Raw genomic sequence first — 23,591 nt, forward strand, 5'->3', positions numbered from 1 at the left:
TCTGGAGCCCTGCCATCATGCCCGCCACTGCCGCCCCTTCAGCCCGCACCCGTGTCCGCCGCAAGCCCGAGCGCGCGCGCTACGACGCCGAAGCGGTCAACGCCATCGTCGACGCGGCGGTGATCTGCAACGTCGCGTTTCAGCTCGACGGCGCGGTGCATGCCATCCCCACTATTCATTGGCGGGAGGGCGAACACCTTTACATCCACGGCGCCAAGGCCTCGCGCATGCTCAAGGCGCTGATCGACGCGGAGGCCTGCATCACGATCGCCCTTGCCGATGGCCTGGTGCTGGCCCGCTCGGCCATGCACCACTCGATGAACTACCGCTCGGTGGTGGTCTATGGGCGCTTTGAGCTGCTCACCGACCCGCTTGAAAAGCAGCGCAGCCTGCAAGCCCTCATCGACGGCCTGTACCCCGGCCGCTGGGACACGCTGCGCCCAATCTCCGACAAGGAGCTGAACGCCACCAGCGTGCTGCGGATTCCGCTCACCGAGGCATCGGCCAAGGTGCGCGACAGCGGGGTGAAGGATGATGAAGAGGATCTGGCCTGGCCCGCCTGGGCCGGCGTCATCCCCCTGGGCACGGAGCTCGGCACGCCACGCGCCGAGGCAGACAGCGTGGTGAGCACGGTGCCACCCACTCGCTTTGGCAGCCCGCGCGACGGGCACGGCGGCCACCGGCGAGCCCCCCGCTGACCGCCACAGGGTGTCAGCCAGACGTCTGGCGATCGCTGCCAGACCTCTCGCAGCGGCAGCCAGGCATCACCCAGCTCCTGCCACTCCCGACGCCTGGCAGGAAGTCCGATGGATAGCGATGGATAGCGATCTCAAGACAAAGTACCGGGATTCGAGGCTATACGAGTACGCCGAAGGTCGGGCGAAAAAGCCCATTCATTACCTGCTTCTGATCAGCGCAAGCACGCTGTCCGACGCCGGCTTCTCCAGCAATCGCGCCCTGGTCTTCGACGTGGGCTACGAACTGTGGCCCGGCCTGATCGCCTCCTTCATGGCCGGCACACCGCCCAGGGCGCGATCAAGGCCGACATCCAGCTCAATCCAAGCATCGTCAGCGCAGGCCTGGGCTGGAGGTGCTGAAGCCACTTACGGGGTGAGCGGAGGCAATCTCACTGCTCGGTGCCGTGCGAGTTGGTGGGCCAAGCGGTCAGTCAGCATCTCTATCCAGAACGGATCGACATCCTGGCGCAGGATGCCCGCATCGCCAGTCGACCCCGCAACTTCAGTCGGCAGCAAACACGCTACGACTGACAGCGCTACATTCTGCTGATTGAAAGCAAGCCGGGAGCCTTGAGAAACGGTGCGCCATTTGACGACATGCCGGGGCGGCACAGACGTGCTGAGTTGCTTGCGTGGATCGGATCCTCCTGGGGAAAAGCACGCGATCAGATAACGCTAGAAAGATCCCCCGACACCGTCCGTTCGGTGTCGAACACAGAACGCCCATCAGGCAAGCAGACGGCCTGGGTACGGTCCCGCACCGACAGCCCTGCCCACGCCGTCTAGCGTGAAACGGTTTTCCCGACACCGCTTCACAACGCCAAGGAGCCCACCATGAAAGCCCATCCAGCCCTAGCCCTCCTGCTGGCGATCGCCCTGCTTCCGGGGACGGCCGCTTTCGCCCGGGGGCATGAACGCCCACATCAGCATGACCGCTATGAACAGTCGCAACGCGGCCATCCCGGCCAGGGGCGAGCCGACGCAGGGCGCAGGAATCAGCACCGCGAACGGAGTTACGATCAGCAGCGCGAGCGGGACTACGGCGAGGAAGGCCGGGGCCGGGGGGCCGGCCCGAACCATAACTTCTATCGGGGCGATCGCCTCGACCGCGAATACCGCCACAACAACTACGTGGTGAACAACTGGCGCAGTCATCGCCTGAGCCCGCCGCCGCGGGGCTACCACTGGGTGCAGACCGGCGGCGACTACGTTCTGGTGGCCATCGCTACCGGCGTCATCCTGCAAATCCTGCTCAGCCACTGATTCCCCCGGCACGGTGAGCACCGCCGTACAGAACCCACTCTCCCTTTCACCTGGCCTTGGCCAGGGAGGGTGCCGGCTTCCCCTTGCGGTGCTCCCAAACCCCATCAGCCCGATTGGGCTGATGCCCTGGGCACTGGCCGGCACCACCTTTTCCGAGGTCACGGCAGTGCCCCTCCCCAAGCTCGCCGATGACAGTTCCACCACCGCCCGGATCCGTCGGTACCGCCACTTGCGTGGCGCGTCCGGGCCTCAACGGCAAACACGACCATGACCACGATCAGCCCCGATCTTCTGCGCCGGATGCACGCCTGGTGGCGGGCCGCCAACTATCTTTCGGTCGGGCAAATATACCTGCGCGCCAATCCGCTGCTCGAAGCGCCGCTCAGCCTGGCCCACATCAAGCCGCGCCTGCTCGGGCACTGGGGCACAACGCCTGGCCTCAACTTCATCTACGTGCACCTGAACCGGCTGATCCGCGAGCAAGACCTGAACATGATCAACATCATCGGCCCGGGCCACGGCGGGCCGGGCCTCGTGGCGAGCACATATCTGGAAGGCACGTACAGCGAAACCTATCCCCACATCAGCCAGGACCGGGGCGGCATGCAGGCCCTGTTCCGACAGTTCTCATGGCCCTACGGCATCCCCAGCCACGTCGCGCCGGAAACCCCCGGCTCGATCCACGAGGGTGGCGAACTGGGCTATTCCCTTGCCCACGCCTATGGCGCAGCCTTCGACAACCCGGACCTGATCGTGGCCTGCATTGTCGGTGACGGCGAAGCCGAAACCGGCGCGCTGGCAACCAGCTGGCACTCGAACAAGTTTCTCAACCCGGTGCGGGACGGCGCGGTGCTCCCCATCCTCCACCTCAACGGCTACAAGATCGCCAACCCCACGGTGCTGGCGCGCATCGACCGTGGCGAGCTGGCCGAACTGTTCCGAGGCTACGGCTACGAACCCCATTTCGTCATCGGCGACGACCCGATGACGATGCACGCACTGATGGCCACGACGCTCGACACCGTCCTCGCCGGCATCCGGTCGATCCAGGCCGCCGCCCGCGCTCCGGATGCGCCCCGGCCGCCGCCCCGCCCCCGCTGGCCGATGATCGTGCTGCAAACCCCCAAGGGCTGGACCGGCCCGAAGACCGTCGACGGCCTGCCGGTGGAAGGCACGTGGCGCGCCCACCAGGTGCCCATTGCCGACTTCAAGGCACCCGAACACATCCGCCAACTGGAAGACTGGATGCGCAGCTACGCGCCGGGCGAGCTGTTCGACACCACCGGGCGCCTCCATCCGGAATTCGCCAGCCTCGCCCCCACCGGCGATCGCCGCATGGGCGCCAATCCCCACGCCAACGGCGGCGCGCTGCTGGTGCCGCTCCTGATGCCCGAGTTCCGCGACTTTGCCGTTGCCGTGCTCACGCCGGGCAGTGTCCGGGCCGAGGCCACCCGCGTGATGGGTCACTTCCTCGCCGAGGTGATGCGACGCAATCTGCCCAACGCCAACTTCCGCCTCTTCGGCCCCGACGAAACGGCCTCCAACCGGCTTGGCGCAGTCATCAACGTGACCGGCAAGGCCTGGATGGCCGACATCGAGGCCGCGGACGACCATCTTTCGGCGGATGGCCGGGTCATGGAAGTGCTCAGCGAACATCTCTGCGAAGGCTGGCTCGAGGGCTACCTGCTTACCGGTCGCCACGGCCTGTTCTCGTGCTATGAAGCCTTCATCCACATCGTCGACTCGATGTTCAACCAGCACGCCAAGTGGCTCAAGGTGTGCCGCGAGATTCCGTGGCGAAAGCCGGTGGCGTCCCTCAACTACCTGCTCACCTCCCACGTATGGCGGCAGGACCACAACGGCTTCTCGCACCAGGATCCGGGCTTCATCGACCACGTGGCCAACAAGAGCCCCGAGGTGGTGCGCATCTACCTCGCCCCCGACGCCAACTGCCTGCTGGCGATCACCGATCACTGCCTGAAGAGCCGCAATTACATCAACCTGATCATTGCCGGCAAGCAATCGGAATGGCAGTGGCTCGACATCGAGTCGGCGACCGACCACTGCACCGCGGGGGCCGGCATCTGGCCATGGGCCAGCAACGACGGCGGAGATCCGGACGTGGTGATGGCCTGCGCGGGCGACGTGCCGACCCTGGAAACCCTGGCCGCCGTCACCCTTCTCCACGACTACGTGCCGGACATCCGTATCCGCCTCGTCAACGTGGTGGACCTGATGACCCTGCAGCCGCCCGCCGAACATCCCCACGGCCTCAGCGACGACGCCTTCGATGCCCTGTTCACCCGCGACAAGCCCATCGTCTTCGCCTATCACGGCTATCCGTGGCTGATCCACCGCCTCACCTACCGGCGCCACAACCACGCCAACCTGCATGTGCGCGGCTACAAGGAAGAAGGCTCCACCACCACGCCCTTCGACATGGTGGTGCTCAACAACATGGACCGCTATCAACTCGCCCTCGACGCCATCCGCCGCATCCCGCGCTTGCGCAACCGGGTGGACGAAGCCAGCGAACGCTACCGTCAGACCATCGCCCGGCACCGTGCCTGGGTCAGCGAGCACGGCGAAGACATGCCGGAAATCCGCGACTGGCACTGGACCGGGCTGCAGGCCGGGCTACGCTGAGCCAACCCGACCTGCAGGACCGAGCGACATTGATCAACAAGGCGGCGGCGCCCCCACACGCCTTCCGGGCCGATGCGCTATGTGAGCTATCGAACGGAAGGGCAGGCATCAGTACCGTACCCTGCAGCTTCACGCCCCCATCGTTACAAGCCCGTCCGGGCGAGCGACGTTCTTCACTCCAGCCCGAGGAAATCTCATGAACTATTCGATGGCCTTATCCGCAGCACTGATGGCGATGTCCTTGAGCGCCTGTGACAAACCGAAGGTGGAGACACCACCGCCGACCGTGGTCGCCGTTCCCGTACCCGTGCCGGTTCCGGGGCCAGCAGGGCCAACCGGAGCAACGGGCGATGCCGGTGCCAAGGGAACAACCGGCTCCGCCGGCGCCCCGGGCTACACCGGGGCCACCGGCGATACCGGTGCGGCAGGCAACACCGGAGCGACCGGTGACACCGGAGCGCCAGGCAACACCGGGGCCACCGGCGACACCGGCCAGACCGGAAAAACCGGCAAAACCGGCGGCGACACGGTGATCGTCGTCCCGGAAACCAAGCGCTGAGCCTCCCCGCCCCGCGCGAAGGTGGCGTAAGCGGACACGCTGACGCTGACTTCGCGCGGCAGATCGTCCGGGACGGTGAGGACGCGTGCTGGAGACCCCGAAATGGCATCGGAAACACCGTCACGAGCCTGGTGGCTCGACCCGCCCGAAGGAGCCGCCGGGTCCGGTTCTCCGACAACCGGTCTGTCGAGTGCCGAAGCCCGTGCCCGACTAGCCCGATTTGGCCCCAACCTGTTCCGCGATCACCAGGAAAAGCCCTTGTGGCGGCAGTTCCTGTCCCGTTTCCAGAATCCCCTGGTCGTGCTGCTGCTGGTGGCCAGTGCGGTTTCTGCCATGACCGGCGAACTGACCAATTTCATCATCATCTCGGTCATGGTGCTGTTCAGCGTCACGCTGGATTTTGTCCAGGAGCACCGGGCGGGCAAGGCGGCGGCCAGCCTGCGTCAGTCGGTTTCGGTGCAGGCGACGGTGATCCGCGACGGCAAGCAGATCGATGTCGCCGTCACCGAGGTCGTGCCGGGCGATCTTGTCGTCCTCTCCGCCGGAAGCATGATCCCTGCCGATGGCCGGGTGATCGACGCGAACGACTTCTTCGTCAAGCAGGCTTTATTGACCGGCGAACCTTACCCCGTGGAAAAACGGCCGGGCGAACTGGCAGCGGGCACCGTCGACATCCAGGATGCCGCCAACGCGGTGTTCATGGGCACCACCGTGATCAGCGGCAGCGCCCGGATTGAGGTTGTCAGAACCGGGGTCGGCACCGCCATCGGTGCCATCGCCGACACCCTGACCCGGGCACCGCCGGCAACCGCCTTCGAGATCGGCACGCACCGTTTCGGCATGCTGATCATGCGCCTGACGATCCTGCTGGTGCTGTTCGTGCTGCTCGTCAACGCCTTCATGCACAAGCCATGGCTCGAGTCCTTCCTGTTTGCCGTGGCGCTCGCCGTGGGCCTGACGCCTGAACTGCTGCCCATGGTGGTTTCGGTCACGCTGGCCCGCGGCGCGCAACTCATGGCCAGGAAAAAGGTGATCGTCAAACGCCTGGCGGCGATCCAGAACCTGGGGTCGATGGACGTGCTGTGCACCGACAAGACCGGCACGCTGACCGAGGCGAAGATCCGGCTGGAGAAACACACCGATCCACAAGGCGGGCCGAGCGAACGGGTGCTCGAACTGGCCTATCTCAACAGCTTCTTCGAAACCGGCCTGAAGAGCCCCCTCGACGAGGCGATCCTCGCCCACCAGGAAATCGATGTGAGCGCCTGGAAGAAGATCGACGAAGTCCCCTTCGATTTCGAGCGGCGGCGCGTCTCGGTGCTGCTCGACAAGGGCAATGGCCGCCTCCTGGTCATCAAGGGCGCCCCGGACGAGATCATCGGCCTGTGCAAGCACTACGAAGAACAGGGCAATGTCGCCCAGATCCCGCTGGACAGGGCGGCCCTCGACAAGATCCACGCAGTGCAGGCCGATCTCGAGAAAGAGGGCTTCCGCGTCCTCGGCATCGCCTGGCGCGAGGCGTCCGCCACCCATTCCCACGCGACGGTCGGCGATGAAACGGAACTGGTCTTCGCAGGCTTCGCGGCGTTTCTCGACCCCCCAAAAGAAAGCGCCGGCGCCGCGCTTGCGGCCCTGACGGACAGCGGAATCAGCGTAAAGATCGTTACCGGCGACAGTGAACTGGTGACCCGGCACGTGTGCGGACAACTCAATATCCCGGTCACCGGCATCCTCACCGGCAAGGAAATGGCCGTGATGGACGACACCGCCCTGCGCGCCAGGGTGGAAAAGGCCAACCTGTTCTGCCGCGTCAACCCGGCGCAGAAAGAGCGCGTCATCCTCGCCCTCAAGGCCCGCGGGCATGTGGTCGGCTACCTGGGCGACGGCATCAACGACGCGCCCTCGCTACACGCGGCGGATGTGGGCCTGTCGGTGGATTCTGCGGTCGATGTGGCCAAGGAGGCCGCCGACATGATCCTGCTGGATCACGATCTGCACGTGCTCTACGACGGGGTGATGGAAGGCCGGCGCACCTTCGGCAACATCATGAAGTACATCATGATGGGCACCAGTTCCAACTTCGGAAACATGTTCAGCATGGCCGGCGCAGCCCTGTTCCTGCCCTTCCTGCCGATGCTCCCCACCCAGATCCTGCTCAACAACGTGCTCTACGACATGTCCGAGGTGCCGATTCCGCTGGACCAGGTGGACCCCGAGGAACTGCGCAAGCCCCGCGTGATGGACATCGGCTTCATCCGCAATTTCATGCTGGTGATCGGCCCCATCAGTTCAGCCTTCGACTTCCTGATCTTCTACGTCATGCTCCACGTGCTGAACGCGGACGCCAGGCTCTTTCAGACCGGCTGGTTCATCGAGTCGCTGTGTACTCAGGTGCTGGTGATCTTCGTCATCCGCACCCGCGGCAATCCATTCAAAAGCCGCCCCCATGCAGCCTTGGTGGCAACGTCACTGGGCATCGCAACGCTCGGCGCCCTGCTGCCATTTACACCGCTGGGCGCCTACTTCGGCTTCGTCCAGCCGCCGGCACAGTTCTACTTCATCCTTGGCGGCATGGCCCTGGCTTATCTCGTGGTCGTCGAAATCGCCAAGAGGGGGTTTTACCGGTGGTACGTAAGCGCCCGACCATCCCATCTTCTCCCAACCCCTTAGCTCGCTAAACATCGTGTCCACTAGCCCATAGAAGTGGACACTTACTTCTCGCGCTCTCGGTATTCAGATAACAAACTCAACTCCTTCACAACAACCCCACCGTAAACCGCTGCAATCAACCCTTCGGTCTCCAGTATTTTGAGCGCAGACCCTACCGACTGACGCGACATGCCAATTAATTCACCAAGCTCTGAATGTGAAAGTTGAATAAAATTACTCATATCCGGGTAGAGAACCGGATTGTAGAGAGTCGCTATCGAACGTGCAACTCTTGCTGTCGGATCATTGAGCCGGTCAATATCCACCATCTTTATGAATTGCGCCAGTCGCTCGTTTAGCCTCTCGATAATGATGCGATTGAACTCAATACTGGTGTCAAGAAGATGCCTAAATGTTGGACCAGGCATGAATATCACTCGACTGTCGCGCATCGCTACAATATCGTACTGCCTTTCTATTCTCTTAAGCACAGAACCTTCTCCTACCCATCCACCAGTCGGAACACCAGTTAGCATTACAACCCTGCCAGTACGATGAACAGTGATAATTTTTAGAAGGCCTTCTGCGACCCCGATCCACGCTGAAGCCACACCCCCAATTCGAGCGACAGCTTCACCTTCAAAGTAATGACACTCATATGAACTTAAAAGCACCTGCTCCTGCGACGTTCGGGGAAGCGCCTTGAACCAGGTGGTTTCCTCTAGAATTGACTGAAGAGATTTCGGTGATTTTTTAATCATTGAAGTGCATTAATAATGCTTGAGGCTGCTGGACATGTCGCGCAACGAATACCAGGACCATCCGCTTTAAATGACGCAAAGCCTCGTACACGATCGAATCAAGGACCTTGCAATTCCAACGCACTTGAGCGCAATCAAGCCTACAGGTGGATGCACCGTTTGACGCATCCACCGGTAGGCCACTTGGGGTACCGGGCAGTGATTCGCACTGATGAAAGGAGTGCCGCCAGCCCCTACACTGACGGCACCTGCAAGTACGATATTTGACTTCTCAACTGCCAGCAGGCGTAGTGCAACTATAATTGGCGGCCTTGGTCGCGGCATTAACATCATTCGACGGGCCGGTATATCTCGGATACTGAGGATAAACACAAATCGGTCGACTCAGAGCTTCACTACCGTCCGGATTGCGCTTTGTTGCAACAAGCGCCCCGGGACCGGCCCCCTCAGAAACCCATTTATCCAGTGCCGTTACAAGATCAACGGAGTCTGCACCAACGCCGCCATTACAGTGATTCACGCCAGGAGCAAGATAGAAGCGCATAAACTTGTCGGCATCAGCCTGTCCGCCCATTGCATCTTTGACACGCATGTAGTGCGAGACAGTTTGCTTGTAGCTCAGCGCCGCATCGGAAGTACCATGCCACAAGATCAACTTCGCCCCCGAATTTGCGAATGGAGCTAGATTTGAATTTGTTGCATCATTCAATCCGGCCAATCCGCGCAATGCGGATGGATTCGAATCAATATCATAAGCAAGCGAATTTGCGGCTCCGCCTACAGCAAGGTAGTTCTTAATTGTAGTATCCTGAAACAGGAACTGAAGTGAATTACCTCCATCACCCGTTGCCCCCGTGAGCCACAATGCCCATCCCCCCGCATCGTCCTCGTTGCCTGTCAATGCCCAGCCAGCATGGGTATATGCTCCTCCGCCAAAGCTTGAAGCTTGGGTCCAAGCGCTCACCACTGCAAGTTGTGCATCAGACAGACATGAAGCGCCCTCTCCACCATTAGGACAGCGCAAAGACATCGGATCAAAGTGGCATCCCTCCGGATCGGAAACGATTCCGTCGATGACTCCATCGGCACCATCACATGAGGATCTGACTGCCTTTGCAAGAAGCGCAACCTTGTCTGCTGGCATTGCCCCACCAGCAGCGGAGACGGCCTTTGCATTTCTATTGAACGCACCTGCGATCTGTCCTGTCCAGTTGTGCGCAGGAGCCCGAGCGATAACACCATCAAAAAGGAGTGGATCTCGCTGAACGGCCATAAGCCCCTCTCGTCCGCCGTTCGAACACCCCTCAAAGTAAGATCGTTCAGGACCTTTACCCATGGCAACCGAAATCATCTCCTTCGCCGTCTGCGCTGTGGTCGGCACAGACCCTGATCCAAACAACGCCGCCAGAGATGGGTCAGCGGCGAACGACGCATCAACAGCGCTGCCGCGATGGCCACCATTACTCATGACCAGCACATAGCCTTTTGATATATTCCCAGGACTTAGAACCGATTGCCATACGGCAGGATCATTAATCGCACCATCGTACCCGCCCCCTCCGATGTAGAGCATCTTCCCATTCCAGTTATCAGGGATTTCCAATTCCACATCTAGAGTCGGGGCAATGGTTGCAGACACCCTGCAATATCTGGGAATTGAATTATTGGCCTCGACAATCGTTGCAGAGGAAACAACAGCAGCTCCAATCTTCTTTCCACTCAGGTTCGCGCAGGCTTGCGCTGCTGAGACAATAGCGGGAGCTGACGATGAGCCTCCCCCGCCGCCACATGCAGACAACAGAGAAGCCGAAATAAAAGGAATAGCCAGCGACACCCTCGATAATGATTTTTGCATAGCCCTGAGTCTCCCCACTGTTGTGGTTTCAAAACTTGGTGAACGAAGCAAAGCAACACCTTGCGCTCGGATTCTATGGCTGCATGGCAAGTAACAATGTCGAAACGCCGACAGTTCGGCGACTTTTATGAAGCGATCTTCGCTTCCCTCTGATGAATTGCCCTGGGTTTCTTGGACACCCTGTAGCCCCACTGCTGAAGTAGATCGCAGAAGTTCATGAAAACAAGGAAGTCACAGCAAGGTTTCACTTGAGGGTTCAAGACCGAGACGGTCCGTCAGGATGATGGGCATCCGGTCGCTGAGGTGACGGACCGACCGGGCGTGAGCTGCCACAGTCCGTATACGTGGATCAAACGCTACCGTGCTCCACCAACGTAGCGGGCCCCACAGGACCGCGAGAGCAAGGAGATCTGCCGCCTCAGGGTGGAGCTGCTCCGGGTGACAGCGGAGCAGGTCATCCACAGTGTGATCGAGCGGGCTATCGGCTGGCACCAACAATCACCTACGCGATGTGGTCGATTCGCGCTCATTCACGAAGTTTTTGTCAAAATGTCTGCGCCAGCCCATAGCCTCACTTTCTGGCCAGAACTGAAAGCGGTGAAAAGCTCTTCCCTTTTAGCTTCATAGAGCCAGGATCAGCACAGCGCATGTGAGTGGTCCCGAGCGTAAGTTCCCAGTGATCGGGGTGCCTTACCAGTCAGAATCTGCACATGATCCGTGACAGCCTCAGCCCATCCTTCCCTCACCGTGTAGAAGATTGCTGCCATAAAGCGAGCGTAGTCATTGGACACTCCACTGCTGATGAGCATCCCGATGAATGCCTTGTCGTCGATAGGCGTGTAGACTACGGGCTTGTCGATTGCCTCCGACAACAGTTGGGCTGCCTGTCCATAGCTGATCGCCTCGGGTCCTGTCAGATTGAATGCCTCGCCATCAAAGCGTTCGGTCGTTAGGGCAGCTGCCGCGCAGTCTGCAATATCGCGCACGTCAATAAAGCTAGACTTTCCATCGGCCGCAGGCAGCGTGATCTGGCCATGCTTGATCCCCGCCCTCCAGAAAGTATGAAAGTTGTCCGAGAACCAGTTCGGACGCAGGATTACATAAGGCGTGCCGGAGTTTTGCAAAGCGATCTCGACCTGGCGGTAGGGGGTTGAATCGTCAACCTCCGCGCCGAACGCACTCTGGAACACCACTTTCACGTGACGCTGGGCTGCGGCCTGGATCACGGGCAAGAGCAACTCCTTCTGATTGACGTATCCGGTGGGCAACATGACGTAGGCGCGATCAACTCCTTCGAAAGCTGCAGAAAATGTGTCGGGCCGGGCGTAATCAAAAATCACGCCTTCTGCGCCCGCAATTGGCTTACCTGTACGGGAAGCAGCCTTAACCTGCTCGCCTTTGCTCAGCAAGGCTTGCACGAGGGGTTGACCAACATTGCCGGTGGCGCCGAGAACAAGAATCTTGTGGAACATGAAAATAACTCCTTTTGGCATCAGAACAAAACCAGATATAAAATTTCCGGGCTTCACGCACGTGGAAGTATGTTGTGCCAATCTGCCTGCACCGGGCACGCGGTCGGAGCAAATGTCCCACACGGCATGCCCGCATTCAACTCACTCTGGGTGACCAACGATCATCGATTGGGCGTGACGATGTGGGTCAATCTCGACGCCACCACGTCCTTTGACGTGGAGTAGTTGAGGCATGGAAGCCGCAGGCCACCGGTCGTCATGCATCATAGTGCTGGCCTGTTGGTGTGGATTGACTGGAGCAGGCGTTTCCGCCACGTGCTGCGATACCGTCGCATATACGATTGAAGGGACGATCATCTCCCGTGCCCGTTGGTGCGGATCGCCGCTTTCTGAGGCGCGGGCTATGCTTGCCGAATTGAGGCCTGCCAAAATGAGAAGGCCGATTGCACTTCTGTTCAGGGTGCTTTGATTAATATCCATTTCGATTCCTTTCTGAGAAATGAATCTGATCGAGATTCGGTTGATTGGGGGGGAGTAACGCGATATGAGTGGGGCGGGGGCACGCGCCAATCAGTGGTGCGCGTGAACGGGCCTGATCTTGAACCAGATGGAATACATGGCCGGCAGGAACACGAGCGTCAGGATCGTCCCGGCAAAGGTGCCACCTATCAGCGTATAGGCCAGCGTTCCCCAGAAAACCGAATGGGTGAGCGGGATGAACGCCAGCATCGCGGCGAGCGCGGTCAGGATGACCGGACGGGCACGCTGCACGGTGGCCTCGACGACGGCGTTGAAAGGCGCCAATCCCTCCTTCTCGTTGCTGCGGATCTGACCGATCAGGATCAGCGTGTTGCGCATCAGGATCCCGGATAGCGCGATCAGACCGACCAGCGCGTTGATACCGAACGGCTGCTGGAACAGCAGCAGGGTAGGCACGACGCCGATCAAGCCGAGCGGTGCGGTGGCGAATACCATCATCATCGCGGAGATCGAGCGGACCTGAAAAATGATCGTGATCAGGGTCAGGGCGATCATGATCGGGAACAGCGGCGCCAGGGCGCGGTTGGCCTTGCCGGATTCCTCGATGGAGCCTGCCATTTCGATCCGGTAGCCGGCCGGCAGTCTGGCAGCGATGGGCTGAATATCCTGCCACACGGCGCTGGATACATCCGGCGGCTGCAGGCCCTCGGCAATATCACCGCGCACGGTGATCGTCGGCGTGCGATCGCGGCGACGCAGGATGGGGTCTTCCATCCGCACGTCCACGCTGCCGACCTGCGACAGCGGAATCCGCTGGCCGGTGGCGCCGACCAGGTTGAAGTCGGCAATTCGGCCCGGATCAAGCCGCTTGCTTCCAGCCGATCTGGCCGTGATCTGGACCGAACGAATGTCTTCGCGCACATCGGTGACCGGGACGCCGTTCAACAGGAACTGAAGTTGCTGGGCCACATCGGTGGACGTCAAGCCGATGCTCTGCAGGCGATCCTGGTCGAGCGAAAAATGGAGTGTGGGCACGCGCTCGCCCCAGTCGGTGTTGACCGTTCTCATCTGGGCAGACGCCTGCATGACGCCACGCACCTCTCCCGCGATGTCACGCAGCTTGTCCGGATCCGGCCCCATCACGCGATAGGCCACGGGAAATGGCGAAGGCGGGCCGAACACGATCTGGGTCACGCGCACCCGCGCCTCGGGTGCCAACCCGTCGGCCACCGCCTGGCGCAGTCTGGACTTGAGGGCTTCCCGTTCCTTTTCATCCCCTGTGAGGATCACGATCTTGGCGAACGACGGATCGGGCAGTTCAGGTGACATCGCCAGGAAGAAGCGTGGAGCACCCTGGCCGATGTAGGACGTCACGACCCTGGCTTCCTGCTGCAGCGCAAGCCAGGCTTCGACCTTCGCCGTCGCCGTACTGGTTTGCTCGATTGAGGTGCCATACGGCATCTGCACCTCGACAAGGACTTCCGGCCGGTCCGAGGTCGGGAAGAACTGCTTGTTAACCACGCCCATGCCCAGGATCGCGACCACGAAAGCGCCGATCACGCTCGCCGCGACCAGCCATTTGCGCCGGATCACCCATTCCAGCAGCCGGCGGAAGCGCTCGTAGTTGGGCGTAGCGTAGATTGCCCCGTGCCCGCCCTCGTGCTTCTCGAAGTTCGGGAGCAGCTTCACGCCCAGGTAGGGTGTGAACACGACAGCAACGATCCACGATGCGATCAGGGCAATGCCGACGATCCAGAACATGTTGCTGGTGTACTCGCCGGCGGTCGACTTGGCGAAGCCATTCGGCATGAAGCCGATCGACGTCACCAACGTTCCGGCAAGCATGGGGGCGGCGGTGTGGCTCCAGGCATAGGCCGCGGCGCGGATGCGGTCGTAGCCCTCCTCCATCTTCACGACCATCATCTCGATGGCGATGATCGCGTCGTCGACCAGCAGCCCCAAGGCCAGGATCAAGGAGCCCAGCGTGATCCGGTCGAAGTTCTTGCCGGTGGCCGCCATGATGATGAAGACCACGGCCAGGGTCAGGGGCACCGCTGCCGCGACCACGATGCCGGCGCGCCAGCCCATGCTGAGGAAGCCGACCAGCATCACCACACCGAGGGCAACCAGGAACTTGACCATGAATTCGCCGACGGCGGAGTGGATATTGACCGACTGGTCCGTCACTTTGGCGAGGCTCATGCCGAGCGGCATCCCGGCGTTGATCATCGCCGCTTCCGCCTCCAGCGCCTGGCCGAGATCGAGGCCGTTCCACCCCTCTCGCATGACCACGCCGAGCAGCAAGGCCGGTTCGCCGTTGTTGCGGATCAGGAAGGTGGCCGGATCCTCGTAGCCCCGCTTCACCTCGGCGATGTCGCCGAGCTTCAGCGTACGGCCCCGCGCTGCGACCGGCGTATTGCGGATCGCCTCCAGATCGTCGATCGCGCCTTCCAGCCGGATGAAGACCTGCGGGCCCTTGGCTTCGATCGAACCGGCGGGCGTCATGACATTGCGGCTGTTGAGCGCGGCAAAGAGGTCGCGCGGGGACACGCCCAGCGTGGCGAGGCGGTCATGGGAGAACTCAACGAAGATCCGCTCGGCCTGCTCGCCGATGATGTTGACCTTCTTGACGCCGGGCACGTGCAACAAGCGCTGGCGCATGACCTCTGCATCACGCACCAGGTGCCGATGCGGCTCGCCCCTGGCTTTCAAGGCATACAGCGCAAAGGTCACGTCGGCATATTCGTCATTCACCATCGGACCGATGACGCCACGCGGCAGCCTGGCAGCTTCGTCGCCGAGTTTCTTGCGGGCTTGATAGAACTGCTCGGGGACCTCGGCGGGCGGTGCGCTATCGATGAGGTACACGGTGGTAAAAGCCAGCCCCGGTCGCGTGAAAGTCTCTGTCCGGTCATACCAGCGCAGTTCCTGCATGCGCTTTTCCAGGGGTTCCGCGACCAGTTCCTCCATCTCCTTGGCGGTCGCCCCGGGCCAGGCGGTGATCACGGTCATCTGCTTGATGGTAAAGGCGGGGTCCTCAGCCCGGCCCAGGGTCAGGAAGGCCACGACGCCGGCGATGAAGATCGCCAGCATCAAGAACAAGGTGACTGAGCGCTCGCGTACCGCGAGGGCAGAGAGGTTGAAGCCACTCATTACCGTTCCCCGCCGGTGGCCGCAGCCCTTGATGCGGCACGGCTATCAACCAGTCGAACCTGCTCGCCTTCGTGCAGCAGATGGGCACCGAGGACGACGACACGATCGCCCGCCGCAAGGCCACCGGCGATCGCCGCGGATTCGCCGCTGAGGCCTGCCACCTGCACGGCGCGCCAGGTAACCTGGGGCTCCTGCCCTTGACCCTCCTGCCCTTTGACCAGCCAGACGCCGGGCCCCTTGCCCAGATCGAAGAGCGCGCCGATCGGAACCTGCAGCGTCGGGCTGGAGCGGCTGCTTTGAATTTCGACGGAGACGGTCGAGCCGAGCGGTGCGTCAGCCAGGCGGCCATCCAGTACGTAGCGCGCCTCGAAGGTGCGTGTCTGAGGATTTGCGGCATCCGACAACTGACGCAGTTTCGCGGCGCCCGTCAACCCGCTGCCATACAAGGTCGCGCGCCCCGCAGAGCCGATCGCCGGACGCAGGCTTTCGGGGAGGGCAATGAGCGCTTCTCGACGCCCGGCATGCGCCACACGAACGACGACCTGGCCCGCACTGATGACCTGGCCCGGCTCGGCCATGGTGTCTACCACGACACCGTCCGAATCGGCGAGCAGGACGGCGTAGCCCGTTTCGTTGCGGGCAACGTCGGCCTGGGCCTGGGCCGCCCTGAGCTCCGCTCGCGCTGAATCGGCGGCCGCCTTGATCTTGTCGTAGGTCGAGGCCGACACCGCCCCGGCCGAAACAAGATCGCGGTATCTCGACTCATCCTCTGCAGTCTGCCGCGCGCGCGCCGTGGCGGCGGCAACGGCCTCATCGTGGGCACGCGTGGCGAGCCTCAAGTCGGTGGGGTCGATGCGCATCAGCGCCTGGCCGCGCTTGACGGCCTGCCCGGCATCGACCATGCGCTCCAGGATCTTGCCGGGAACGCGAAAACCCAAGTCGCTTTGCACCCGCGCCGCGACGATGCCGCTGAACGCGCGCTCGGTTTGGGCGGTGGTTGCCACCGGCGCGACCCCTACGAGGGGAGCCTGGGTCCGCGGATCGATTGAAGAAGTGGCGTCGCTGCACGCAGCCAGAACAAGGGGCAGCACACCGACGACGGCCAGGAAGGGAATATTGCGGCGCTGAAACATGACGACCTCCGAAAACGCGAAGGCCTTCATCCTCTATCTAGTGACCATTTCTGTCAATAGTCACAAATATAATCGTTACCCCACCTAGGGCGCCAGGCTGCGCAGGACCAGGTTGGAAAGCTGTACCGGCGCCTCCTCGGCCACATCGAGGTTGTACTGGAGCAGGAGCGGATTCACATAGGGCTTCATGACGAGATCTATCACGTGCACCGTTTCGTCAAGCGGGGTCTTGCGTTCGAACTCGCCGCTCTCCCGTCCTTCGCGAACCACCTCCGTCAGGATCTGCCGAATGCGCTCGCAGTAGGCCTGGGCAGACGGCCACCCCTCCCCGGCGGAGTACGCGGCGATGTCGTACAGCTTGCGATCGTTGAAGAACAGACTGACGCCTGTCGACGCCAAGGTCTTGAACATTCTGCGGAATTTTTCCGTCGGCGTGGTCGCGCCGGCCACCGCTTCTTCGACCGCCGCGACGATGGCGCTCAAGGTCTTGCTGCAGATGGCCTCGCCGATCGCCTGCTTGGAATCGAAGAATTTGTAGATATAAGCCTTGGAAAAGCCGATCGCCTTGGCCAGATCGGAGACCGTGGTCTTCTCGTAGCCGTAATGGCTGAAGTGCGTTTCAGCCGCCTCTACGATCTGGTCTCTGACGTTGTGGTCGGCAGGGCCGCGCATCTGGGGAATGGAAGACTCGATTTCGTTCATGAAAAACAATGCCTCGTATTTTACAGCTTGACAACAAGTGACCAAATTAGATTATAGTCACAACAACAATTCAATTTTCAGAGAGTTCTTCATGTTAGCCCATCCCCGCTCTGCAGCCCTTCTTATGACCGTTGGCGTTTTGTCGGGCTGCGCTGCTGGCCCCGACTACCGGCCGCCCTTGATCGAGCTGACATCCACCTTTCTCGGGCAGAAGGGCGTCGAGCAACGTCCGGTGCGAGGCAGGGCGGACCTCGGGCGCTGGTGGGCCGCCTTCGACGATGAATTGCTCGCGCACTACGTCTCCCTGGCCCTCGAACAGAATCTGGACATCGCTCAAGCGGCGGCGCGCGTCGCCCAATCTCGTGCGTCATTGCGCTACGCCGATGCAGCGTTGCTTCCCTCGGGCAAGGTGAGTGCGAGCGCTGGGCGGGGCTACCAGTCGGTCGAGACCCCGCTGGGGCAGGTGCTCAACGCCACGCCCGGCTTCGACCACTGGGGCAGCGCCTACGAGGCCAATCTCGGGGCGAGTTGGGAAATCGACTTGTTCGGCGGTCTGCAGCGCGGGCGGGAGGCTGCCCGTGCGGAATACGAGGCCTCCGAAGCCGGCGCCGAGGCGACACGGCTGACCATTGCCGCGCAGACCGCGGACGTGTACGTCACGATCCGGGGCCTGCAGGCGCGCATCGCGATTGCCCAACAGCAGGTGGAGACCCGACGCCGCTTGCTCGCCATGCTCCAACTCCAGTACGAGAAGGGGATCGCCGCCGAACTCCAGAGGAATCAGGCCGAGGGTTCCCTCACCCAGGCCGAGGCGCAGATCCCCATCCTCGAAGCCGGCCTCGATTCGGCGATGAACGCGCTGGACGTGCTGCTCGGCGTGCAGCCGGGAACCCACCGCATGGAACTGGCTCCGGTGAGGCCGATCCCCGCCGCGCCTGCCCTTGCCGAAACCGGCACACCGGGCGAGATGCTCCGGCGCCGGCCCGACCTCATTGCCGCCGAACGGCGCCTGGCTGTAGCCAATGCGCGCATCGGAGGGGCGGTCTCGGAGTACTACCCCAAGTTCTCGCTCAGCGCCCTGCTGGGCAGCGCCACCGCGATCTCGAGTGGCAAGCTCTTTACCGACGGCGCGAGCCAGGCCCAGGGCGTCCTCGGCTTGCGCTGGCGGCTGTTCGATTTCGGCCGCGTCGATGCGCAGATCGCGGCCGCACAGGGCCAGGAGGCGGAAGCCCTGGCGGCCTATCGGCTGGCGGTGTTGCGGGCAACCGAGGATGTCGAAAACGCCTTCTCCGCCCTCGTCAAACGCGAGGCCCAGGTCGACATCCTGACGCGAGGTGAATTCGCGCTCGCCAGAGCGCGCGAGAACTCGTTTGCGGCCTACCGGGGCGGTGTCGTCAGCCTGATCGAGGTGCTCGATGCCGACAGCAACCTCCTGCAGGCGCGCGACGCGAAGGCACAGGCGCAAACAGAGGCTGCCCGCGCCGCCATTGCCTCCTTCCGAGCCCTGGGCGGCGGATGGGATGCCCGGGATGCAGGCAACAAGCGCGTTTACAGCGCTCTTTCCACCACCAACCACAGGTAAGCAAAATGGCCACAACAGATCATTCATGGGTGCTCATCACGGGCGCCTCGAGCGGCTTCGGCGAAGAGTTCGCTCGCCAATATGCCGAGCAAGGCCACTCATTGGTCCTGGTGGCGCGCAGGCTGGACCGGTTGCAAGCACTCGCCGAGACGCTGTGCCGGCAGCATCGTGTCGAGGTCATCGTGGAACAGGTCGATCTCTCGGACATTGAAGCCGTCGTCCAACTGCATCGTCGTCTAGGTGAGAGAGGTATTGCAGTCGACATCCTGATCAACAACGCCGGCCATGGGCTGCAAGGCCCGTTCGTGGATAGTCCGCTGGACGCGGCGCAGGCAGTGGTGCAACTGGATGTGGCGAGCCTGACCGCGGTTACCCATGTCTTTGCACAGGACATGCGGGCGCGAGGACGCGGGAAGATCCTGCTGGTGGCCAGCCTGCTGGCCTACCAGGGCGTACAGAACTTCGCCGTCTATGCAGCCGCCAAGGCCTACGTATTACGTCTGGGCGAAGCACTTCATCGCGAACTCAAGCGCAATGGCGTCACCGTGACGACGCTCTGCCCCGGCATGTCGGATACCGGCTTCGCTGCCGCGGCGCAGCAAAAGATCACGCCCGCGTTAAAGCTGTTGATGATGCAGCCGGCCCCCGTCGTGCGCGCCGGTATCCGTGCCTTACAGGCCGCACGCATCAGCGTCGTTCCGGGGTGGGCGAACAAGGCCCTCGTGATCCTCACGTGGGCCACGCCTCGCTGGCTGCACCAGGCCTTTTTGTCGCACGCCATGAATGGATGACCGCAGGGCGCCGGCCAGGAGCTACCGTTCAAGGACAATCAGAGGCTAATGGGCGGCTTACCACCCGATTGGCGCCCGACTCCGGCTTTCAGGCCACACCAGCCCATTCTGCTAGACTCACCGGCCCCTCAATCCTCAAGAGCCCCCGCAAAGTGACCCCGTCCACCCTCGAACGGCAACTGGCTTTCCTCAGGGAAATCGATCGACTCAAGAGTGTCGTGCGCCTGTCCCCGCTCATCGACGGCTCGCGCCGCGAGAACAGTGCCGAGCATTCATGGCATCTTGCGATGTACGCCCTGGTGCTGGCCGAACATGCCGCCGGGACGGTGGACGTGCAGCGGGTGGTGAAGATGCTGTTGATCCACGACATCGTCGAGATCGACGCGGGTGATGTGCCCTTCCATGTGCCGGCAACCCACGCCGGGCAGGACGAGCGGGAGCGGCTGGCGGCCGAGCGGCTGTTCGGGCTGTTGCCGGAGGCGCAGGCGGCGGAGTTCCGCGAGCTGTGGTTCGAGTTCGAGGCCGCCGAAAGTGACGACGCGAAGTTTGCCAAGGCCCTCGACCGCTTCCAGCCCATGCTGCACAACGCTGCCACCGACGGCGGCACCTGGGTGGAATGCGCGGTGACGCTCGAGCAGGTCACCACCCGTTGCCGGCCGCCGATCGAGCGCGGAGCCCCTGCCCTGTGGGAGGCTGCGGCCGGGATGGCCGAGGCGCACTACCGGAAGCACTCACCGCAGGATTGATGGCGAGGGCGCAGCGGCACCCGAACCTGCTGATCGCAAGGTAAGCACCTCGCATCCCGCGGGCGTCACCGCGACCATGTGCTCCCATTGGGCGGACAGGGACCTGTCCTTTGTCACGACGGTCCATCCGTCGGGCAGTTGCCGGGTTTCACGCTTGCCGGCGTTGAGCATCGGCTCGATGGTGAAGATCATCCCCGGCTCCAGCTTCACCCCTTCCCCGCGCCGCCCGAAATGCAGTACTTGCGGTGCGTCGTGGTAGCGCCGGCCGATGCCATGCCCGCAGTATTCGCGCACCACGCTGAAGTGTTCCCGGTGCGCAACCGACTGGATGGCGTGCCCCACATCGCCGAGCGTCGCCCCGGGCCTGACCTGCCCGATCCCGGCCAGCAGTGCTTCGTAGGCCGTCTCCACCAGGCGCCGGGCCAGGATGCCCGGCTCGCCGACAAAGTACATGCGGCTGGTGTCGCCGAACCAGCCATCCTTGATGACGGCAACGTCGATGTTGATGATGTCGCCCTTCTTCAGGATCTTGTCGGGCGAGGGGATGCCGTGGCACACCACCTGATTGACGGAGGTGAGGATGGTCCTGGGATAGCCGTGGTAGCCCACGTTGGCTGGAATGGCGCCCTGGACATTGACGATGTGGTCGTGGCAGATCAGGTCGAGTGCTTCTGTGCTCACCCCCGGCACCACGTGGGCCTCGATCATGTCGAGGACCTCTGCGGCAAGCCGGCCGGCCCGTCGCGCCATCCCGATGTCTTCGGCGGAATTGATCGGAACGCCGTGCGCCATCACGGCTTCCCGGCCAGGGATGCGCCGGGCTTGCCGAACTCGCCGCTGACGGCCATGGCGATGTCCAGGCCCCCGGCAAGTTCGGCGCGGATCAACAGCTGGCAGATCTCCCGGTGATTCAACTCCGGATGCATCTCGGTCAGCATGCCGACCCGCATCCAGTGCTCTGCCTGTGCATTGATGGACCTGCTGAGTGCGTTCCCCGCCACGCGCAGATTCTCGTGCATCAGATCTGATATTTTTACGATACCCATCAACAAACTCCACATGAAACGTATACAAATCATATACGATTCATGTAGTCAAACGCTATCCGGGCAGAGGATCCCGGCGAGCGCTTTGCCTGGGTCCGTTGCCAGGCAGACCGGATCAGGACGACGGCGTCAGGGTGAAGCCCGCGTAATCCTCCGCGGCGCAGCGGCTGATGACCTCCTTGTAGTGCTTGCCGCCACCGAGATAGACCATGAAGACCCGTGGCTTGCCGGGGATGTTGGCGCCCAGGTACCAGGAGGTGGCCTCCGGCAGCAAGGTGGCATCGGCGAGCTCCTTGGTGTGCCGGATCCAGCGGTCCTCATCCTCCGTATTGGCGCTGATCGCGGTGTAGCCATGGGCATTCATGTAGGTGATGCAGTCGGCGATCCATTCGCAGTGCATCTCGATGCCCAGCGGCATGTTGAACAGGACCGACGGGCTCTGCGGGCCGGTGATGAAGAACATGTTCGGGAAGCCGTGGGCACCCAGGCCGTAGAGCGTGCGCGGGCCTGCCGACCAATAGTCCTGCAGGGGCCGGCCGCCGGCGCCGCGGATGTCCATCTTGAACATGGCGCCGGTGAAGGCATCGAAGCCGGTGGCGTAGATGAGGATGTCGAACGCGTGCTCGCCCCCGGTGGTGCGCAGCCCGGTGGGGAGGATTTCGTCGATGGGCTGCGTCCTGATGTCGACCAGCCGGACGTTGTCCCGGTTGAAGGTCTCGAAGTAGTGGGTTTCGCAGGGCTGGCGCTTGGTGCCGTAGGCCTGGCTCTCGGGCGGGCAGAGCAGCGCCGCCACGGCCGGGTCCTTGACGCGGGAGCGGATCTTCTCGCGGACGAAGTCCGCCGCGTACCGGTTGGCGGTGTGGTCGAACAAGGTGTCGCCATAGCAGCCTATCCACAGGCTGAAGCCGCCGTCCTCCCAGCAGGCTTCGTACTGCTTGCGGCGCTCTTCCGGGCTGTCGGCGAGGGCGGAGGGCTTGAGGCGCTCGAAGGGCACCCCGGCGAAGGATTCCCAGGCCTGCTGGCGCAGGGTGCGGTAGTTCGCCTTGACCTCGCGGTCGACCGCCGGGTCCATCGGTTCGTTGCGCAGGGGGGTGCCGTAGTTGGGCGTCCGCTGGAACACGGTCAGATGGGCGGCCTGCTCCGCGATGACGGGGATCGCCTGCATCGCCGTGGCGCCAGTGCCGATGATGCCGACCCGCTTGCCCGCAAAATTGACGCCCTCCTTCGGCCATTTGCCGGTGAATAGCACCTGCCCCTGGAAGCTGCCGTGGCCCTTGAACTTGGGGATATTGGCGTCCGACAGGGTACCCACGGCGGGGATGAAATAGCGGGCGACGACGGTTTCACCGCGGTCGGTGGTGATGATCCAGCGCTGTTCGGCTTCGTTGAAATGGGCGGAGCTGACGCGGGTGCCGAAGCTGATGTCCTTGTTGAGATCGAATTTCCGCGCGACGAATTCCAGGTATTCCAGGATCTCGGGCTGGGCGGCGTATTTCTCCGACCAGGTCCATTCCTGCTGCAATTCCTCGGAAAAGGAGAAGGAATAATGGTGGCTGGGAATGTCGCAGCGCGCGCCGGGATAGCGGTTCCAGTACCAGGTGCCCCCGACCCCGTCGGCGCTTTCGAATACCCGCGCCTTCAGCTTGAGCTTGTCCCTAAGGAGATGCAGCATGTAAAGCCCGGCAAAGCCGGCGCCAACGACAACCGCATCGGCAACGGAAGTGGTCTGGGTGCCCGAGAGGTTCGGGGCAGGGGTCTGGATCTGGGTCATGGATTTGTCTCCTGTCTTGTTGATCTGGCTTATTGGCCGGCGGCGGCGTTTCGCGGAAGAGACTCGATGCAAGTCATTTCTTCTCGAATTACCGCTCACCAGATCGGGCCGAATGGGGCCCGCAGGCCTTATTCAGCAATGCCTGTGCCAGGCACAACAATCACAAACAAAACAGGGATTTGCGGGAAATAAGCGCCCTCCTCCGGCGCGGCCCCTGCGGGCAATCTCATGAAAATATGAAGTGA

At 62.4% G+C, this 23,591-nt stretch carries 17 protein-coding genes and 2 pseudogenes; 9 read left to right on the forward strand and 10 right to left on the reverse strand.

Going from position 1 to position 23,591, the window contains the following annotated elements:
* Positions 1-17: 17 nt before the first annotated feature.
* The 6 genes and pseudogenes from HHL15_RS17015 to mgtA all read left to right on the forward strand — a co-directional run bounded on the left by HHL15_RS17015 (position 18) and on the right by mgtA (position 7,875).
* Positions 18-698 carry a pyridoxamine 5'-phosphate oxidase family protein gene (locus HHL15_RS17015; RefSeq protein WP_169146996.1) on the forward strand — a complete coding sequence of 227 codons (681 nt, stop codon included), beginning with the start codon at positions 18-20 and terminating at the stop codon, positions 696-698.
* A 435-nt stretch (positions 699-1,133) separates the two neighbouring features.
* Positions 1,134-1,340 (forward strand): annotated as a pseudogene (locus tag HHL15_RS26580) (Mu transposase domain-containing protein); the annotation flags it as partial.
* A 231-nt stretch (positions 1,341-1,571) separates the two neighbouring features.
* Positions 1,572-2,000 (forward strand): RcnB family protein, encoded by a 429-nt coding sequence (locus HHL15_RS17020; protein WP_169146997.1) that lies wholly within the window; start codon positions 1,572-1,574, stop codon positions 1,998-2,000.
* A gap of 264 nt (positions 2,001-2,264) precedes the next feature.
* Positions 2,265-4,646 (forward strand): annotated as a pseudogene (locus HHL15_RS17025) (phosphoketolase family protein); the annotation flags it as partial.
* A gap of 196 nt (positions 4,647-4,842) precedes the next feature.
* Complete coding sequence (locus HHL15_RS26810) at positions 4,843-5,205, forward strand: collagen-like protein (protein WP_169146999.1); 363 nt, start codon at positions 4,843-4,845, stop codon at positions 5,203-5,205.
* Between the two features lie 102 nt (positions 5,206-5,307).
* Positions 5,308-7,875: a magnesium-translocating P-type ATPase gene (gene mgtA / locus HHL15_RS17035; protein WP_169147000.1), complete on the forward strand. Its 2,568-nt coding sequence runs from the start codon at positions 5,308-5,310 to the stop codon at positions 7,873-7,875.
* Between the two features lie 41 nt (positions 7,876-7,916).
* Here mgtA and HHL15_RS17040 read toward each other — a convergent pair whose 3' ends face one another.
* The 7 genes from HHL15_RS17040 to HHL15_RS17070 all read right to left on the reverse strand — a co-directional run bounded on the left by HHL15_RS17040 (position 7,917) and on the right by HHL15_RS17070 (position 17,410).
* Positions 7,917-8,615: a Crp/Fnr family transcriptional regulator gene (locus HHL15_RS17040; RefSeq protein WP_169147001.1), complete on the reverse strand. Its 699-nt coding sequence runs from the start codon at positions 8,613-8,615 to the stop codon at positions 7,917-7,919.
* A gap of 271 nt (positions 8,616-8,886) precedes the next feature.
* On the reverse strand, positions 8,887-10,470 hold the full coding sequence (locus tag HHL15_RS17045) for a tannase/feruloyl esterase family alpha/beta hydrolase (protein WP_169147002.1): 1,584 nt from the start codon (positions 10,468-10,470) through the stop codon (positions 8,887-8,889).
* 635 nt (positions 10,471-11,105) lie between these two features.
* Complete coding sequence (locus tag HHL15_RS17050; protein WP_169147003.1) at positions 11,106-11,942, reverse strand: SDR family oxidoreductase; 837 nt, start codon at positions 11,940-11,942, stop codon at positions 11,106-11,108.
* 141 nt (positions 11,943-12,083) lie between these two features.
* The gene (locus HHL15_RS17055; RefSeq protein ID WP_169147004.1) at positions 12,084-12,422 is read right to left on the reverse strand and encodes a hypothetical protein; all 339 of its coding nucleotides are present in this window, start codon (positions 12,420-12,422) and stop codon (positions 12,084-12,086) included.
* Positions 12,423-12,512: 90 nt separating this feature from the next.
* Positions 12,513-15,575 (reverse strand): efflux RND transporter permease subunit, encoded by a 3,063-nt coding sequence (locus HHL15_RS17060; RefSeq protein WP_169147005.1) that lies wholly within the window; start codon positions 15,573-15,575, stop codon positions 12,513-12,515.
* Positions 15,575-16,708: an efflux RND transporter periplasmic adaptor subunit gene (locus HHL15_RS17065; protein WP_169147006.1), complete on the reverse strand. Its 1,134-nt coding sequence runs from the start codon at positions 16,706-16,708 to the stop codon at positions 15,575-15,577. The genes HHL15_RS17060 and HHL15_RS17065 overlap by 1 nt, the downstream gene beginning before the upstream one ends.
* A gap of 84 nt (positions 16,709-16,792) precedes the next feature.
* Positions 16,793-17,410 carry a TetR/AcrR family transcriptional regulator gene (locus HHL15_RS17070; RefSeq protein WP_169147007.1) on the reverse strand — a complete coding sequence of 206 codons (618 nt, stop codon included), beginning with the start codon at positions 17,408-17,410 and terminating at the stop codon, positions 16,793-16,795.
* Between the two features lie 91 nt (positions 17,411-17,501).
* Here HHL15_RS17070 and HHL15_RS17075 point away from each other — a divergent pair, with 91 nt between their 5' ends.
* The 3 genes from HHL15_RS17075 (at position 17,502) to HHL15_RS17085 (ending at position 20,529) form a co-directional block, all read left to right on the forward strand.
* A complete protein-coding gene (locus HHL15_RS17075; RefSeq protein ID WP_169147008.1) occupies positions 17,502-18,992 on the forward strand; it encodes an efflux transporter outer membrane subunit in 1,491 nt (496 codons plus the stop codon).
* 5 nt (positions 18,993-18,997) lie between these two features.
* Positions 18,998-19,783: an SDR family NAD(P)-dependent oxidoreductase gene (locus tag HHL15_RS17080; protein WP_169147009.1), complete on the forward strand. Its 786-nt coding sequence runs from the start codon at positions 18,998-19,000 to the stop codon at positions 19,781-19,783.
* Between the two features lie 152 nt (positions 19,784-19,935).
* Positions 19,936-20,529, forward strand: a complete 594-nt coding sequence (locus HHL15_RS17085; protein ID WP_169147010.1) for an HD domain-containing protein — start codon at positions 19,936-19,938, stop codon at positions 20,527-20,529.
* On the opposite strand, the gene map is transcribed toward HHL15_RS17085, so the two are convergent.
* The 3 genes from map to HHL15_RS17100 form a co-directional block, all read right to left on the reverse strand.
* On the reverse strand, positions 20,515-21,321 hold the full coding sequence (map, locus tag HHL15_RS17090) for a type I methionyl aminopeptidase (RefSeq protein WP_169147011.1): 807 nt from the start codon (positions 21,319-21,321) through the stop codon (positions 20,515-20,517). The genes HHL15_RS17085 and map overlap by 15 nt on opposite strands.
* Positions 21,321-21,575, reverse strand: coding sequence for a ParD-like family protein (locus HHL15_RS17095; protein WP_169147012.1), 255 nt, complete (start codon positions 21,573-21,575; stop codon positions 21,321-21,323). The genes map and HHL15_RS17095 overlap by 1 nt, the downstream gene beginning before the upstream one ends.
* Before the next feature lie 115 nt (positions 21,576-21,690).
* Positions 21,691-23,346: a flavin-containing monooxygenase gene (locus HHL15_RS17100; protein WP_169147013.1), complete on the reverse strand. Its 1,656-nt coding sequence runs from the start codon at positions 23,344-23,346 to the stop codon at positions 21,691-21,693.
* Positions 23,347-23,591 lie beyond the last annotated feature (245 nt).

It is taken from the genome of Zoogloea dura (assembly GCF_012927165.1).
GTDB classification, from domain to species: Bacteria; Pseudomonadota; Gammaproteobacteria; order Burkholderiales; family Rhodocyclaceae; genus Zoogloea; species Zoogloea dura.

Bases quoted from the DNA above. Each gene is read 5' to 3' on its own strand.
- HHL15_RS17015 (WP_169146996.1), top strand. From the start codon at position 18: ATGCCCGCCACTGCCGCCCCTTCAGCCCGCACCCGTGTCCGCCGCAAG.
- HHL15_RS17020 (WP_169146997.1), top strand. From the start codon at position 1,572: ATGAAAGCCCATCCAGCCCTAGCCCTCCTGCTGGCGATCGCCCTGCTT.
- HHL15_RS26810 (WP_169146999.1), top strand. From the start codon at position 4,843: ATGAACTATTCGATGGCCTTATCCGCAGCACTGATGGCGATGTCCTTG.
- mgtA (WP_169147000.1), top strand. From the start codon at position 5,308: ATGGCATCGGAAACACCGTCACGAGCCTGGTGGCTCGACCCGCCCGAA.
- HHL15_RS17040 (WP_169147001.1), bottom strand. From the start codon at position 8,615: ATGATTAAAAAATCACCGAAATCTCTTCAGTCAATTCTAGAGGAAACC.
- HHL15_RS17045 (WP_169147002.1), bottom strand. From the start codon at position 10,470: ATGCAAAAATCATTATCGAGGGTGTCGCTGGCTATTCCTTTTATTTCG.
- HHL15_RS17050 (WP_169147003.1), bottom strand. From the start codon at position 11,942: ATGTTCCACAAGATTCTTGTTCTCGGCGCCACCGGCAATGTTGGTCAA.
- HHL15_RS17055 (WP_169147004.1), bottom strand. From the start codon at position 12,422: ATGGATATTAATCAAAGCACCCTGAACAGAAGTGCAATCGGCCTTCTC.
- HHL15_RS17060 (WP_169147005.1), bottom strand. From the start codon at position 15,575: ATGAGTGGCTTCAACCTCTCTGCCCTCGCGGTACGCGAGCGCTCAGTC.
- HHL15_RS17065 (WP_169147006.1), bottom strand. From the start codon at position 16,708: ATGTTTCAGCGCCGCAATATTCCCTTCCTGGCCGTCGTCGGTGTGCTG.
- HHL15_RS17070 (WP_169147007.1), bottom strand. From the start codon at position 17,410: ATGAACGAAATCGAGTCTTCCATTCCCCAGATGCGCGGCCCTGCCGAC.
- HHL15_RS17075 (WP_169147008.1), top strand. From the start codon at position 17,502: ATGTTAGCCCATCCCCGCTCTGCAGCCCTTCTTATGACCGTTGGCGTT.
- HHL15_RS17080 (WP_169147009.1), top strand. From the start codon at position 18,998: ATGGCCACAACAGATCATTCATGGGTGCTCATCACGGGCGCCTCGAGC.
- map (WP_169147011.1), bottom strand. From the start codon at position 21,321: ATGGCGCACGGCGTTCCGATCAATTCCGCCGAAGACATCGGGATGGCG.
- HHL15_RS17095 (WP_169147012.1), bottom strand. From the start codon at position 21,575: ATGGGTATCGTAAAAATATCAGATCTGATGCACGAGAATCTGCGCGTG.
- HHL15_RS17100 (WP_169147013.1), bottom strand. From the start codon at position 23,346: ATGACCCAGATCCAGACCCCTGCCCCGAACCTCTCGGGCACCCAGACC.